Origin of the sequence: Ensifer adhaerens, assembly GCF_013283195.1 — a bacterium.
In the GTDB taxonomy this organism is placed as follows: Bacteria; Pseudomonadota; Alphaproteobacteria; order Rhizobiales; family Rhizobiaceae; genus Ensifer; species Ensifer adhaerens_G.
Genome location: NZ_JABEKT010000002.1, coordinates 1,240,924 through 1,252,976, shown reverse-complemented (window position 1 = coordinate 1,252,976; position 12,053 = coordinate 1,240,924). Strand labels below are relative to the sequence as shown.

Genomic DNA, 12,053 nt, shown 5'->3' with positions numbered 1-12,053 from the left:
GGGGATGACAATGCGGCGGGTTGATATATATGTAAAATCGTTCTTTTGTATGAATCTATCGATTCATCTTATACAACTACGCAGCCGGCACGAGACGGCTTTCGAGTAGGTCGCCGGTCTCGCGAAGGCGCGGATAGGCCATGGTCGTGACCAGCGAATTAAGTTCCTTCAGCGCGCGAACGATCTCCAGATGCATGTCGCTCGACTGGATGCTGGCGGATATTCCCTGCCTGAGCCGCTCGAGGTGGCTCTGGCTGCTTTCCTGCACCAGCCGCCGGACATGCTCCTTCTGGCGCACCATCTCGCGGGCAATCACCGGTTCAGGTGAAACCAGCAGGCTGGCGGCGAGCTTCACATTCGAAAACACGGCCAAGTGCAGCGCCATCAGTTCGTGCCAGCCCGCTGGCGAAAAGGCTCCGGCACCTTCGAGCCTCTCCTCTGCCATGCGCAGCAGGCTCTTCGACACGACGTCGCCGGCATATTCCAGATGAATGGCCGCCTCGGTGAGCTCGATGCCGCGCCGGGACTGTTCGTCCGTCAGGATGCCGCGGTTGACGGCGGCGATGAAGAGCTTGATCTCGCTATGGGCGCGATGGATGTCACCATCAATGCGCCGCAGCGCATCGACGGTCTCGGGCGTTGGCGAGGCGATCACGTCCATGACCGGTTCGAGCATGCGTGTAATCAGGTTTCCCATATGCAGCACTTCCCGTGCGGCGGCGGCCAATGCCTGAGCAGGCTTGTCGACCAGAGATTGGTCCAGCGCGCTGACATGCGCCAGGAGGCCGGCGTCCTTTTCCGCGACGTCTTTCGGGGTGAGCAGACGAACGAAGCGCGCCATCAGGCCACACGAAACGAGACCGAGAAGCACCAACGCTGCATTGAACAGCACATGCAGATTGACGAGCTTGGAAGCGACCGTCACACCGGGCAGCCACGCGAAAGACACCTGCAGGGAAAACAGCGCGAAGACCGTGGCACTGAACAGCGCCCGAAAAATGAGATTACCGAGCGGCAGCCGCCTGCCCTCCACCGGCAGGCCGCGCGTCAGCCACAAAGCGATCAGCCCGCCGCCGAGATTGACGCCAAGAACGAGCGGGATGCCGACGTCGAGCGGCAGCAGCCCCTTAGCCGCAAAGGTCAGGATCAACAGGATTGCGGCGACGCTGGAATGCAGGCCCCAGGTGAAAAGCGCAGCGACGATCATCACCGTCAGCGCGTCCTTGCTCAGCATCTCGATCGCTGCCGGCAACAGTGGACTTTGGCCGAGCGGAAGCGTCGCGTGGCCGATCATCTGCAGCGACAGGAGCAACAGGCCGATGCCGAGAACCGCACGCCCGGCCTCGACTGGCTTTCGAGCACGCGCCTTGAGATGCAGGAGACCGCCGCCGGTAATCAGGAGCGGCGCCAGCCAGTGCAGATCGAAACTCAGGATTTTCACGACGAGCGCCGAGCCGAGGTCGGCGCCGAGCAGGACCGCGAGGCCAACGTCCAGTGTCAGCGCGCCGCTGACGGCAAAGCCGGCGGCGAGCATAGCGACCGCCGTCGAACTCTGGAGGGCAACTGCGATCAGACAGCCGTAGGCTGCCGCGCGTGGCCTGCCGCCGGCACCTCCGACGGCCCGGGTGACGACATCGCCACAGGCGGCCTCGACACCCTTCTTGACCAGACTGACGGCGTAAAGCAGCAGGACTGTTGCAGCGGCGAGTTCGAGGGCGACGGCCGAAAGGTTCATAGGCGCGCTCCGGAAAGGTTTGGCTCCGGAAACTATCTTTTGCCCCTTTACATAAATCAAATCGTTCGTTCTGATGATTCCATCGACAGAATTTATCTATTGAAGGATGTTACCGTGCGCTATGTCCAGCTCCGTGCCTTCCACAATGTGGCCATCCACGGCGGCTTCTCGCGGGCAGCCGAGGCGCTGTTTCTGACCCAGCCGGCGGTTTCCGACCAGGTGCGCAAGCTGGAGGAAGAGTATGACGTTCTGCTCTTCAATCGGAACAAGAAGCAGGTGACGCTGACGCATGCCGGCCAACAGCTACTGGAAGTCACGCGCCGCATGTTCGACGTCGAACAGCAGGCGCTCGATCTTCTTTCGGAATCGCGCGCATTGAGAGCCGGAAAGCTCCGGATCGTCGCCGACGCCGCGCACCATCTGCTGCACATCCTGGCCGCCTTCCGGCGCGCCTACCCGACGGTTCAGGTGTCGATTGACGCCGGCAACACCGAGACGGTCATTACCAGTCTGCACGCCTATGAGGCCGATATCGGTGTGCTCGGTGAAATCCCTCAGGTCGGCGACTTCGACGTTCTCAAGCTCAATTCCACACCGATCGTCGCCTTCGCAAGCCGCGACTATCCTCTTGCAGCAGGCGAGAGCGTCACCTTCGCGGAACTGGCAAATCACCCGCTCGTCATGCGCGAACGCGGCTCGAAGACCCGCCAGAAGCTCGAGGCGATGGCCGAACAATGCGGCGTGACGCTCACGCCGCTAATCGAGGCCGAGGGGCGAGAAGCGGTGCGCGAGATCGTCGCCGCCGGCGGCGGTATCGGCTTTGTCTCGTCCGCCGAGTTCGGCCAGGACAACCGTCTCGTGCCAATCAGGATCGATGCCCCGGAAATGCTGATGGATGAGGCGCTCATCTGTCTGCGCGAACGCAGCAACGGCAAGCTTGTCCATGCGTTCTACGAAATAGCGCGCAAACTCACTCAAAGCGGAGGAGAAGGAAAAGTCTCTTGAATCGCGACATGGGCAAGGACCTGGTCACCGGCCGGACTATGGTTGACCACCCCGACACCCTTGATCGGCTTCAACGGCCCGCAGATCAGCGACGCGGTCGCCCCTCAGCTTGATCAACTGGAAATGACCTGTTATGACCAGTTGGGTATGAACCCTCTCTGGGAAGGTAAGCGATGTCATTTCAGCCGAGCGAAGTAACGTCAGCAATGATAGATGCGGCGCGTGCTGGTGGCGCCACGGCCCTGGAATATTATGCCGCGACCGAGACGATCGGCATGGTCGAGAAGGCCCCCCGTGACTATCAGCTGGCAGCAGACATTGCGACGGAACGAACAATTGTCGCCCTGCTCAAAGAGAAATGCCCGGATGCAGGCATTGTCGGCGAGGAAAAGACAGGCGACACGGCAGGTTCCGGCCGGCGGACATTCATCATTGACCCGATCGACGGGACGTCGAACTTCGCGTTTCATATTCCATTTTTCGCGCAGGTCATTTCGCATGTGGAAGACGGTCGGGTAATGGCAGGCGTCGTCTTCGACCCCGTCCGTGACGAGATGTTTGTCGCGGAAGCTGGCCGAGGCGCATACCTGAACGGCAAGCGGCTGCCTGCTTGTGGCGACGTTGCGCCAGAACGGTCCGTGGTCGGCGTCGGACTTCCCATCCCTGGACAGATCCAGGGTGTTTCGGTGGAGCGCTATCACACCGCCTTGCGTGCGGTGATCGATCGGGCGGCCGTCACCAGACGGCTTGGCTCTGCGGCACTTTCTGTCGCCTATGTCGCGGCCGGACGGCATCACGCCTGTTTCGAAGATGGGCTAGATACGCTCGACTACCTTGCTTCAGCGCTGCTGGTCAGAGAGTGCGGAGGTGTCGTCACGGACTTCCAGGGAAACGAGCAGAATGGCAATGGCGCAGTTCTCGCGAGCGTGCGGGCTCTTCAGCCATGGCTGCTCAGCCTCTTTGTGGAATGACCCGGCTTAGCAGGTTTTCAAGAACGCGCGGCTCGTCCGTGGTGATTTGATCAACGCCGGCTTGAACCAGACGGTCCAACGTCTCCTCGACCCTGCTGTGGTCGGCATTCAAGGTGTAGGCGTCCACCTTCATGCCGGCCGATTGAAAGGTCGAAATGACGTTCACGCCGGCATCGAGCCCCGCAAGTATGATGGGGTATTCCAGATAGACATAGGCGGCGAATGGCACCGCGCTGACAGCGTCGCGCGCGAAAGCCTCGAACGCTCCGCTTCGTTGCAGCTGTGTCAGCGTATCGTCACGGCAAGGATCATAGCCGATCTTGAGCCCCGAGAGGCCAGCCCCGAGGCTGAGAAGCCCTGCCGGATCATCTCCCGAAAGGATGAAGCGGCTCGCGCAGGCCGCGAGACAATCGTGAAACCGCCGACGATGATCTGCCGAAAGTGTTCCTATGTCGTCCTTGAAGTCCAGCTGCATCAATGCGCCCGGATGAACCGCCTCGCCGCCCATCTCGGCGGCAAGATCACCAAGAAGTATGGGCCGCACGTCTGCCAACCGACCATCATCGTTGCGCATCAGTATTGATCCGACGTCCGACGACGTGAAGTCGCGCACCGGACCGGCGGCATTGGTTTCGCGATCGAACGTCGCATCGTGCAGACAGACGAAATCGCCGTCACAAAGCGCGCGCAGATCGACTTCCATCGACGCGCCGCACGCGGCGCCCTGCATCATGCTGGTGAGCCCGAACGCGCAGTCTGTCCGGACCTGGCGCAAACGGTGCCACTTGAGAGCGGGCCGAAAGCTCATCTGCTGACTGCGGCCGAACGGAAGACGTCGTGCCCGTCCTTGAAGACGGAAAAATGAACAGGATCGAGGAATATATCCTGACCCGGTTCGAGTACCGTCTCGGTGTCGGCATGTATCTTCACGCGGTTGATGCCGTCGGTTGTCGCCTCGACGGTGCGGTACGCTCCGAAATGCACTATGCGGGTAATCTTTGCCGATGCCGAGATACCTCCGGCCTGAGCCGCGATCGCCAGCTTCTCCGGCCGAACCGCAAGTGTCGCCTCCCCATCCGGCAACGGAACGCTGACTTTGAAGCCGGCGGCATCCATTACGCCCGACGAGACATGACCATCGATCATGTTCATCGCGCCGATGAAGCCGGCAACAAACTTGTCCTGCGGCTGCGCATAGATATCGGCGGGCCCGCCCACCTGATTGATCTTGCCAACCGACATCACAACGACCCGGTCCGCTATCGCAAGCGCCTCGTCCTGCCCGTGGGTTACGAAGACGGTGGTGATCCCAAGCTCGCGCTGAATATTGCGCACTTCCTCGCGCAAACGCTCCCTGAGATGTTGGTCGAGGCTGGCGAACGGCTCGTCCATGAGCAGGATCTTCGGCTCCAGAACGATGCATCGCGCAATCGCCACGCGTTGCTGCTGACCGCCCGAAAGGCGCAGCGGGCTGCGCTTGCCGTAACCTGTGAGGCCGACCAGATCGAGCGCCGCATCCACCTTGCGAGCGATTTCCGCCCGGCTCAGCTTTCTGAGCTTCAGCCCGAAAGCGATGTTCTCGAAAACATTCATATGCGTCCAGAGCGCATGGCTTTGAAAAACCATCGCCGTCGGGCGGTTCTCCGGCGCACTCGCCGTCACGTCGACACCATCGATCAAGACGCTGCCTGCCGTCGGCTTTTCGAAGCCGCCCATGATGCGCAGGAGCGTCGACTTGCCCGATCCCGAGGGCCCGAGCAGGCAGACCAGTTCACCCGACGCGATTTCGAGGGAGATGTCGCTGACGGCGGCCATGTTGCCGTAGCGCTTCTCGATACCCTTCAATTCCAATTTCGCCATTTCAACAAAACTCCGACAACACGCGTGCGTGCGGCGTCATGCGCCAAATCCTTTTGCAAACTGGTTCGACGCCAGCACCCGGCGCGCGAACAACAATGCGATGAATGATGGCACCCAGAGCAGAACGGACAGGACCGCTCCATATTGCACTACGATCTGCCCGGTGATCATCTGCAACATCACCATCGGCATCGTGCGCAGCTTGGGTGCCCCGACCAGCCATGCACCTTCCGTCTCGTAGAACGTCGAAACGAATGTGAGCAGCATCGCGGCCCCGATAGCAGGTGCCGCCTGAGGGATGGTGATGCGAATGAATGTTCGCACCGGCCCGGCCCCCACGTCGCGGGCGGCCTCCTCCAGTCGGCGGTCGACGCCGCGAAACGCCGCTGACGGCAGCCAGATCATGATCAGCATCGTGTTCAGCAGCTGCACGAGGACGATACCCCAGAACGTGCCCACAAGTCTGAGGCTCAGGAACAGCGTCGCGATCATCACGATCAACCCGAACCGCGGAAACGCGTTGATGGCGAGGAACGACATCATGAAGGTGCGGCGCCCGACGAACTCCATACGGGCAAAGGCATAGGCCGCCGGCAGGCAGATCACTGCCGATAGCAGTGTCACCGTGACCGAGAGCGCAAGCGACAGGCGCAAGGCTGAGAGAACATCGGCGCGTGCCAATGTCGTGTGCCAGTATTTCAGGCCCCACTCGGTCGGAAGCAGGGCCGGATAGGTCCATTTCTCGGCGAAAGCCCAGAGAAACACCGTCGCAATGGGCATCACCACATATGCGATCAGGACGAGCATGATGATGCTGCCCACGATCGTGCTGGCGCGGATCTTCATACGTCCTGCTTTCTCGTCAGCATGACGACATAGAGGATGCCAAAGACAGAGCAGGTCAGGAAGGTGATCACGGCCTGCGCTGCGGCAAAATCGGGCTGACGGACTTCCGAAAATGTCCTCAGCATATAGGGGCCCATCATCTCCGGAGATGCCGGTCCCAGCATGTAGGGGATGACGAACGAGCCGAAGAGGCTGATGACGTTCAAGGCCATCACGACCAGAAGCGACTCGACCATCAGCGGCAGGATGATGCGATGGAATATGACGACATAGCCGGCTCCGACATCACGGGCCGCCTCGATGGCTTCCTGTGATACCTTCGCCATGCCCGCGGTCAGGATAAGCAAGGTCAGAGGCATGTGATCCCAGACCAGACCGATCACCGGCCCCCACGGGGTCAGATACGGCGAACTGTACGAATTGAACCCGACGACTTCCAGCAGCGACTGAAGCAGGCCGTTCGGGCCGATATATCGAATGAGCGCATAGGCGACGATGATCCCGGGCACAAACATTGGAAAAAGTGCCAAGGCCTGAACGACGGCGGCCAGGCGGCTGCGGGTGAAATGCAGATAGATGGCAATCGGCAGGCAAATGGCGATCAGCAGGATCAGCGTCACCACCGTCGTCCACACGGTGCGAACGTAGTTGGCGACACTGTAGGGATCGGTGAAGAACCGATGATATCGAGCAAGGCTCCAGGAGACGGAGCCATCGGCTGCGGTCTCCTGGAGCGTTTGCACGATCGATACGCCGGCGGGATAAAGCAGCAGGCAGACCATGACTGCAAGCGGCGGGCCGATGAGCAGCAGCCCTTTCAGGTTTCGTGTAGAGGTGCCTTCGCTTCCCAAACCAGCGCTCCGATCTCTTAGTTACGCGCGATCGCGGGCGCGACGTTGCGATACCAGCCGTCATTGACGGCTGCTTCCCACTCGCCGTCCGGGAAGGCCGGGATCGACTTCGGGATGATGTCGGCATTTGCGGTGCGGATCTCGTCCGAAAGATAGGACCATTCGATCGACGGGAACCCGGCGATCTGATCGACGATCTGTTCCTGGACAGCCGGAGAAATGAGGACGTTTGCGAGTTTGGTCGCAGCCTCGATGTTCGTGGCATTGGTCGGGATGGTGCAATAGGCAAACCCGCCGACGAATGCCAGGTCCTGCAACTGCGCCAGCTTGATGTGAGAAGGCAACTCGCCCGATTTCAGGCCGGACAGGGCCTGGTCGGACCAGGTCGGTACCATCGACACGACGCCCGAGACGAGCAACTGAAGTGACGGCGTGTTGCCGGCAGTGTAGGATCCGCCCTGATAGAGCGAAGGGGCGAGATCCTTCAGGATCTCCCAGGCGGGCGGCAGCATCGCGTCAGCCTTTTCCTTGCTGAAATTGGACGCAGTGAATGCGGACGGGTCCCGACCGTTGGCCTCGTGGATCGCGCGCCGTACGAAATTGCCGCCGGATCCGCCCTTGTCGGGGCGATTGTAGATGAACTGGCCGGGCGTGGCCTTGATCCAGGCGGTCAATTCCTCCCAAGTCTTCGGAGGCGTTTGCACCTTGTTGGAATCGTAGGCCAGAACCACCTGCGAGCCACGGTATGGAAGGCCGAAATTGGTATCGATCGCCAGCGTGTTGAGCTTTGCGTAGTTGCTCATCGATGCCTTTGAAAAATCGACCCAAAGACCGGCATCGATCGCGCCGACGGTGTTGCGCGGATTGAAGGCTTCCATCACATCGACCTGTGGATCGCTCTTCGTCTTCAGCGCGGCAAGCGCGCGATCGGCCAGGGCCATCATGCCCGAATTGCCGTCAGACACTGTCACGTTGACAACGAGGTCCGGGAGTTCCTGCTGCAAGGCCGGAACGACCACATTGGACCAGAAGTCCGCCACGTTCTGATCGCTCCCCACGATCACTTCGACCGCTCCGTCAGCGCTGAAGGCCAGCCTGGGACTGATGGCAATTGCCGCAGCAGCTGCCGCTGCGGATGCAAGGAATTCCCGACGTTTCATATGCATGCTCCCACGTTGCGTTTGATGTGTCGTTCTTTACCAGGTGGCTTCTGCCATGCTTTGAAGAAGCTCACTTTCTCGGGGCAGCGCCTTGCCGCCATGTGCCGTCACCGAGGCCGAGCCACAGGCAACGGCGGCTCGAAGCGCCTTCGCCATCGGCCAGCCCTGCAACAGGCCGTAGATGAAGCCGGCGTTGAAACTGTCGCCGGCACCGGTCGTATCGACGACTTCGACTTGCGGCGCGCCGATTTCGATGACCTGGCCGGCATGGAGTGCTGCGGCACCGCGTGCGCCGCGTTTGATCACGGCTGTCGGGCAGTATCCGGCAATGGCCAGCAGCGCCCCATCATGGCTCGCGCTGCCTGTCAGCCGCGTTGCCTCGGTCTCATTGCAGATGAAGCAATCGGTGTGGCGCAGAATGTCAGCGAGATTGCCTTCAGCGATACCCTCGTCGACATGCTGGCAATCCAGACAGCAAAAGATGCCGATGGAGCGGGCGAAGGCGAACAGATCTGCCAAATCGTTCCGGCAGGTGAGCCCTTGCACGATGAGGACCCGCGGCCCCAGCCGTTCGATTTCGGCTTTGGACGGAAGCGTCTCTTCCCCTTGGAAGTGACTGATGAATCCCCGATCCTGTGCCATGGAGAATGCGGCGCTCAGGCGGATCCGGGCCTCTGCGCGCCGCTGGAACAGGGACACGTCAATCGCGTTGCGCGTTGCCGCCGCAATCATCAACTGGCTGAAGAGATCTGTTCCGGTCTCGCACCACCAGCCGGCCTTCACGTCGAGCAAGGAAAAGGCACGAGCCGTCGTGTAACTGGCGCCTGGGACGGCATCGAAGTCCTTCGACCATACGTCGGCGCCGAGCCTTGGCACGTCGCCGAGGCCGGAAAAAATCAGGTCGTAATAGTACTCTCCAGCCAGCACCACATCGTACGGAGCGGCCCTGCCCTGTCTTGAAAGTATCAACGCCATTCTCCGGCAAAGGGTTGATGGGCGGCGATGTATTGCTCGACCAACGGCTCCGCGCGCGAGTAGGACAACACAAGCGGATGCGCGACCAGAGCCTCGACGGCCAGATCCTTCCGCCGCTCTGCAATCGCCCTGACAGCGAGCCGTTCATAACGCTTGATGTTGTGCACGAGTTGCGCCTGTGCCTCCGGCATCGCCCCAATCTTTTTCGCCTTGATGCCGTCGCGGCCGACGACGCAGCTGACTTCCACGACGTCATCGGGCCTAAGGCCGTCGATAGCCTCACCGTTGCGCACGTTCAATCCGATATGGCACTCGGCGCCCGATTCCATCGCATCGATGATGTTGAGCGCAACACCGGCATAACCCTCGCCGACGCCGTCCGCCGCATGCGCACTGACGGCGCGGATTGCCCTGTCGGCATCTTCCATGCTCGGCGCTTCGGGCCGAGCGTAATGCATGTAGGTCGCCTCACGGCGCTGTTCGTAGGCGAAGTAGGCAGCCAGGGCAGCATCCGCGTCGCGCTCGACGCCGATGTCGGATAGTTCCGCGATCAAGGTACGATTGAGGTCGCGCACTTCTTCACCACGGGTGCGCGCATCGGCCTGGATGTCGCCAAGCGCCTTCTCGGCATAGTAGAAGTAGTAGAGATATTCGTTGAGCCAGAGCCGATGCCGCCGGATGATCGCCGGATCGAAAATGCGCTGCGCCGTTTCGGCAAGAAACGCATCGTCATCCAGCAGACCCTGCAGAACCTCCTGCCCTCCGACGACTGCTGACCGGGTGAACGACAGGTGATTGAGGCCGAAGACTTCGGTTTGCACGTCCCTGACGGCAACGCCGAGCTTTTGTGCCACCGCTTCCTGGGCAGCATTGGCGCCGTCGCAGATGCCGACGACACGATCGAAGCCCGCGTCGCTCAGCGCCTGTGCCACCAGACCCGCGGGGTTGGTGAAGTTGAAGAGCCAGGCATCCGGGCTGACCTCTTTCAGCAGCTGAGCATATTCAGTGATGACGGGAATGCTGCGCAACGCCATGGCAAAACCGCCAGGTCCGGTGGTCTCCTGGCCGAGAACGCCGTGCGACAAGGCAATCCGCTCGTCCTTGACACGCCCATCCTCGCCGCCGGGCCGAACAGTGGTGACGACGTAGCGCGCGCCCTCAAGGGCTTTCTCGGCAGTTACGGTGGCGGAAATGCGGACGGGCGACTGCATCCTCAGAGCAATCTCGCGGGCAAGCCCGCCGAAGATTTCGAGTTTCGATTGATCGACGTCATGCAGGCAGATTTCGGTAAGCCCGCTGCGTTCGGCCCTGCGAAGAGCCGAAGCTACGAATAGGGGCGCTCTTACGCCGCCGCCGCCAATCAGAGTGAGCTTCATCGGATACCTCGGTTGTCTAATAACGCCAGTCGTAACTGGTCATATCCAGACATGTCAAGATAGGCCGTTGCCTTGCTGCCATATTTCGTGCAGCACTAGAATCGTCACAAACGGTACGGAAAAGATGCCCGCAAAGAAGCCGACAGTTCGAAGCAATCCGTTGGCGGAACGCGCCCGGCTGAAGCCACTCGATCGCGATGACCAGCAGCCTCTCTACAGGCAGGTCAAGCAGAACATCCTGGATCTGACGCGAGACGGCACCATCCCCGCCCATTCCAAACTTCCCTCCGAGCGCGAGCTGGTACAGGCCTATGATGTCAGCCGCATTACAATCAGGCAGGCACTTGTCGAACTCGTCCAGGAGGGCCATCTGCAAAGTCAGCCGGGCAAGGGCTTTTACGTTGCCGAAAAAAGCGAACCGTTCGAGTTGCATTTGCTGACGAGCTTTACTGCCAACGCGATCGCCAAGGGCATGGTGCCCGGCAGCCGCCTGCTGGAAGCCAAGATCTATGCTGCTCCGCCGGAGATTTCGCGCGCGCTCTACCTGCCGGAAGCCGCTGACGTCGTGTTGTTGAAACGCCTACGCACGCTCGACGGCGTGCCAGTGGTCATACAGTATGACTGGCTGCAGCCGGCCGCTTGCCCGGGACTGCTGGATCTGGACTGGTCGACTGGAAACCGTTCGCTCTACGCTGAATTGCGCGAGCGCTACGGCCTGCGCCCCGTGCGGGGACAGACAACGATCAGCGCGCGCTATCCCGACGAAGACGAAGTCACCTTGCTCAAGCTGGAGCAGAAAACCGCGGTACTGACATTGGATCAGATCGCATTCTCAGCCGAAAATCGCCCTATCAACATATCAACCTCCGTGCACCATCCCAAGCGCTACCCCTTGAGCATTCAGCAAGGCGAATAGGCCACAGAGCCAGATCGGTGACGAAAAGGAAATACCCATGGCAACGACACCCCGAAGACCAGCAAATCCGAAAGATGCAGCCGAGGCTCTGTTCAAGCCGGCAAAGAAAGTGGCAGCGCCCGCGGTCGAAAGACCTGCGCTCCCGAATGCCAAGGAACTCGTTTCGCTCAAGATCGACAGCGATGTGCTGGCGCATTTCCAGGCGGACGGACCCGGCTGGCAAGACCGCATCAACGATACCTTGCGCGCCGCCATGAAATCGTCGGCGTGACCGTCCTCGCCAGACGCAGCTGGCATTCACGCCGTTGAGTGGCCTGGAGAGGCGGAAGCGGCTGTTGTCCAGGGATATCAAAGGGTG

The 12,053-nt window shown here is 60.8% G+C and carries 12 protein-coding genes; 4 read left to right on the top strand and 8 right to left on the bottom strand.

Annotated features, from left to right (window positions below; genetic code table 11):
• Positions 1–76: 76 nt before the first annotated feature.
• Complete coding sequence (locus LPJGGPFB_RS22150; RefSeq protein WP_173422045.1) at positions 77–1,735, bottom strand: Na/Pi cotransporter family protein; 1,659 nt, start codon at positions 1,733–1,735, stop codon at positions 77–79.
• A 114-nt stretch (positions 1,736–1,849) separates the two neighbouring features.
• Between LPJGGPFB_RS22150 and LPJGGPFB_RS22145 the strand changes: the two genes are divergently transcribed.
• Together LPJGGPFB_RS22145 and LPJGGPFB_RS22140 are read left to right on the top strand one after the other, a co-directional pair.
• Positions 1,850–2,740 carry a LysR substrate-binding domain-containing protein gene (locus LPJGGPFB_RS22145; protein ID WP_173422285.1) on the top strand — a complete coding sequence of 297 codons (891 nt, stop codon included), beginning with the start codon at positions 1,850–1,852 and terminating at the stop codon, positions 2,738–2,740.
• Between the two features lie 173 nt (positions 2,741–2,913).
• The gene (locus tag LPJGGPFB_RS22140; RefSeq protein ID WP_173422044.1) at positions 2,914–3,711 is read left to right on the top strand and encodes an inositol monophosphatase family protein; all 798 of its coding nucleotides are present in this window, start codon (positions 2,914–2,916) and stop codon (positions 3,709–3,711) included.
• On the opposite strand, the gene LPJGGPFB_RS22135 is transcribed toward LPJGGPFB_RS22140, so the two are convergent.
• The 7 genes from LPJGGPFB_RS22135 to LPJGGPFB_RS22105 are packed head-to-tail and all read right to left on the bottom strand — an operon-like array spanning position 3,692 to position 10,779.
• Entirely contained in the window at positions 3,692–4,519 is an 828-nt protein-coding gene (locus LPJGGPFB_RS22135; protein ID WP_173422043.1) for a glycerophosphodiester phosphodiesterase, read from the bottom strand. The genes LPJGGPFB_RS22140 and LPJGGPFB_RS22135 overlap by 20 nt on opposite strands.
• Complete coding sequence (locus tag LPJGGPFB_RS22130; protein WP_173422042.1) at positions 4,516–5,571, bottom strand: ABC transporter ATP-binding protein; 1,056 nt, start codon at positions 5,569–5,571, stop codon at positions 4,516–4,518. Before LPJGGPFB_RS22130 ends, LPJGGPFB_RS22135 begins: the two co-directional genes overlap by 4 nt.
• A gap of 36 nt (positions 5,572–5,607) precedes the next feature.
• Positions 5,608–6,378: an ABC transporter permease gene (locus LPJGGPFB_RS22125; RefSeq protein ID WP_412728352.1), complete on the bottom strand. Its 771-nt coding sequence runs from the start codon at positions 6,376–6,378 to the stop codon at positions 5,608–5,610.
• Between the two features lie 35 nt (positions 6,379–6,413).
• The gene (locus tag LPJGGPFB_RS22120; protein WP_234902957.1) at positions 6,414–7,268 is read right to left on the bottom strand and encodes an ABC transporter permease; all 855 of its coding nucleotides are present in this window, start codon (positions 7,266–7,268) and stop codon (positions 6,414–6,416) included.
• 17 nt (positions 7,269–7,285) lie between these two features.
• Positions 7,286–8,428 carry an extracellular solute-binding protein gene (locus LPJGGPFB_RS22115; RefSeq protein ID WP_173422040.1) on the bottom strand — a complete coding sequence of 381 codons (1,143 nt, stop codon included), beginning with the start codon at positions 8,426–8,428 and terminating at the stop codon, positions 7,286–7,288.
• A gap of 36 nt (positions 8,429–8,464) precedes the next feature.
• On the bottom strand, positions 8,465–9,397 hold the full coding sequence (locus LPJGGPFB_RS22110) for a carbohydrate kinase family protein (protein ID WP_173422039.1): 933 nt from the start codon (positions 9,395–9,397) through the stop codon (positions 8,465–8,467).
• The gene (locus LPJGGPFB_RS22105; RefSeq protein ID WP_173422038.1) at positions 9,394–10,779 is read right to left on the bottom strand and encodes a family 4 glycosyl hydrolase; all 1,386 of its coding nucleotides are present in this window, start codon (positions 10,777–10,779) and stop codon (positions 9,394–9,396) included. Before LPJGGPFB_RS22105 ends, LPJGGPFB_RS22110 begins: the two co-directional genes overlap by 4 nt.
• Before the next feature lie 124 nt (positions 10,780–10,903).
• Here LPJGGPFB_RS22105 and LPJGGPFB_RS22100 point away from each other — a divergent pair, with 124 nt between their 5' ends.
• Positions 10,904–11,695 carry a GntR family transcriptional regulator gene (locus LPJGGPFB_RS22100; protein ID WP_173422037.1) on the top strand — a complete coding sequence of 264 codons (792 nt, stop codon included), beginning with the start codon at positions 10,904–10,906 and terminating at the stop codon, positions 11,693–11,695.
• Positions 11,696–11,732: 37 nt separating this feature from the next.
• Positions 11,733–11,966: a BrnA antitoxin family protein gene (locus tag LPJGGPFB_RS22095; RefSeq protein ID WP_173422036.1), complete on the top strand. Its 234-nt coding sequence runs from the start codon at positions 11,733–11,735 to the stop codon at positions 11,964–11,966.
• Positions 11,967–12,053: the final 87 nt, after the last annotated feature.

Bases quoted from the DNA above. Each gene is read 5' to 3' on its own strand.
- LPJGGPFB_RS22150 (WP_173422045.1), bottom strand. From the start codon at position 1,735: ATGAACCTTTCGGCCGTCGCCCTCGAACTCGCCGCTGCAACAGTCCTG.
- LPJGGPFB_RS22140 (WP_173422044.1), top strand. From the start codon at position 2,914: ATGTCATTTCAGCCGAGCGAAGTAACGTCAGCAATGATAGATGCGGCG.
- LPJGGPFB_RS22135 (WP_173422043.1), bottom strand. From the start codon at position 4,519: ATGAGCTTTCGGCCCGCTCTCAAGTGGCACCGTTTGCGCCAGGTCCGG.
- LPJGGPFB_RS22130 (WP_173422042.1), bottom strand. From the start codon at position 5,571: ATGGCGAAATTGGAATTGAAGGGTATCGAGAAGCGCTACGGCAACATG.
- LPJGGPFB_RS22125 (WP_412728352.1), bottom strand. From the start codon at position 6,378: ATGCTCGTCCTGATCGCATATGTGGTGATGCCCATTGCGACGGTGTTT.
- LPJGGPFB_RS22115 (WP_173422040.1), bottom strand. From the start codon at position 8,428: ATGAAACGTCGGGAATTCCTTGCATCCGCAGCGGCAGCTGCTGCGGCA.
- LPJGGPFB_RS22105 (WP_173422038.1), bottom strand. From the start codon at position 10,779: ATGAAGCTCACTCTGATTGGCGGCGGCGGCGTAAGAGCGCCCCTATTC.
- LPJGGPFB_RS22100 (WP_173422037.1), top strand. From the start codon at position 10,904: ATGCCCGCAAAGAAGCCGACAGTTCGAAGCAATCCGTTGGCGGAACGC.
- LPJGGPFB_RS22095 (WP_173422036.1), top strand. From the start codon at position 11,733: ATGGCAACGACACCCCGAAGACCAGCAAATCCGAAAGATGCAGCCGAG.